A 2,288-nucleotide genomic window follows, 5' to 3' on the forward strand; every position below is an offset into this window, starting at 1 on the left:
CCTCACCACCCTCGCCCAACACACCAACACCACCGCGACCTTCATCCCCACCCTCCGCAAAAACCAGCCCGAACCCCACACCCTCACCACCACACTCACCACCCTCCACACCACCACCAACCACCCCATCAACTGGAACACCCTCTACCCCCACACCCCCACCACCCCCCTCCCCACCTACCCCTTCCAACGCCAACGCCACTGGATCGACATCGTTCCCACCACCACCGCCACCGCCGCCCCGCGCGCGACCGGTTCCGCGGAGGTCGGGGAAGAGGCGGAGCCCGTCGAGCTGTCGCTCGCCCAGCGCCTCGGCGCGGTGTCGCGGGCCGAGGGCGAGCGCCTCCTCCTGGAGCTGGTCCGTACGGCCGTTGCGACCGTGCTCGGCCACGTGACGCCGAACTCGGTCGATCCCACCGAGAAGTTCAAGGAGCTCGGCTTCGACTCGCTGGGCGCGGTGGAGTTCCAGCGGCGGATGAACGCCGTGACGGGGCTGGGCCTCTCCTCGACACTGATCTACGACTACCCGAGCCCCGCCGCGCTGGCCGAGCACCTGCTGACGGAGCTCACGGACGGCGCGGCCGGGACCACGGCCGGGGACGTGACCGCCGCGCGGATCTCCGACGAGCCGATCGCCATCGTGGGCATGGCCTGCCGCTACCCGGGCGGGCTCAGCTCGCCGGAGGACCTGTGGCGGCTGGTCGAGGCGGGCGGCGACGCCATCTCCGGCCTGCCCGTCAACCGCGGCTGGGACGTGGAGGAGCTGTACGATCCGGTGCCCGGCCGGCCCGGCAAGACCTACGCTCGGCACGGTGGCTTCCTCCACGACGCCGACGCGTTCGATCCCGCCTTCTTCGGCATCTCCCCGCGCGAGGCCGCCGCCATGGACCCCCAGCAGCGGCTGCTGCTGGAGACCTCCTGGGAGGCGCTGGAGCGCGCGGGGATCGCCCCGACCTCACTGCGCGGTTCCTCGACGGGTGTCTTCGTAGGCGCCATGTCGCAGGACTACGGGCCCCGGCTGCACGAACCCGCGGAGGGGTACGAGGGGTACCTGCTCACCGGCAACACGGCGAGCGTGGCCTCGGGCCGGGTGGCGTACACGCTGGGGCTGGAGGGGCCGGCGGTGACCGTCGACACGGCGTGCTCGTCCTCCCTGGTGGCCCTGCACCTCGCCGCGCAGTCGCTGCGTCAGGGGGAATGCGGTATCGCCCTGGCCGGTGGTGCGACGGTGATGGCGTCGCCCGGCATGTTCGTGGAGTTCAGCCGGCAGCGCGGGCTGTCCGAGGACGGCCGCTGCAAGGCCTTCTCCGCGGACGCCGACGGCACGGCGTGGGGCGAGGGCGTGGGCGTGCTAGCGCTGGAGCGGCTGTCGGACGCGCAGGCCAACGGCCACCGGATCCTCGCGGTCATCCGGGGCAGTGCCGTCAACCAGGACGGCGCCAGCAACGGCCTGTCGGCCCCCAACGGTCCGTCGCAGGCGCGGGTGATCCGGCAGGCCCTGGCGAGCGCCCGCCTGGAGCCCGCGGACGTGGACGCCGTCGAGGCGCACGGTACGGGCACCCGCCTTGGCGACCCCATCGAAGCCCAGGCCCTCCTCGCCACCTACGGCCAGAACCGACCCGCCGACCAACCCCTGCGCCTGGGCTCCCTCAAGTCCAACATCGGCCACACCCAGGCCGCAGCCGGCGTCGSCGGCRTCATCAAAATGGTCATGGCCATGCACCACGGCCTCCTCCCCAAGACCCTCCACGCCGACGAACCCAGCCCCCACATCGACTGGGACGCCGGAGCCGTCTCCCTCCTCACCGAAGCCACCCCCTGGCAGCCGGGCGAAGAGCGCCCCCGCCGCGCCGCCGTCTCCTCCTTCGGCATCAGCGGCACCAACGCCCACCTGATTCTGGAGGCGGCCGAGCCGGCCGCGGAGAGCGTCCGCCCGGACGATGACGCGCCCGCCACCGGCGGCCCGCTGCCGTGGGTGCTGTCGGCGCCCAACCCCGAGGCGCTACGGGAACAGGCGGCGCGACTGCGTGACATGGTCGCTACCCGGCCGGCACCGCGCCCGGCGGAGGTGGGCCGCTCGCTGGTGGTCACGCGGACTTCCTTCGATCACCGTGCGGCGGTCCTGGCCGATGACATCGACGGGTTCCTCGAAGGGCTCGACGCTCTCGCCCGGGGCACCACACACCCCGGCCTCGTCCAGGGCAAGGCCACCGACCACGACGGCCGCCTCGCGTTCATGTTCACCGGGCAGGGCAGCCAACGCCCCCACATGGGCCACCAGCTCCACA

General features: G+C 72.7%; 1 protein-coding gene. It reads left to right on the forward strand.

The genetic code is table 11. The features are described 5' to 3' along the window. Positions 1–2,288 (forward strand): type I polyketide synthase (locus AB4039_RS42020; RefSeq protein ID WP_442273282.1); only part of this gene is annotated, 2,288 nt, incomplete at both ends.

The organism is Streptomyces sp. M-16 (genome assembly GCF_052114405.1).
In the GTDB taxonomy this organism is placed as follows: Bacteria; Actinomycetota; Actinomycetes; order Streptomycetales; family Streptomycetaceae; genus Streptomyces.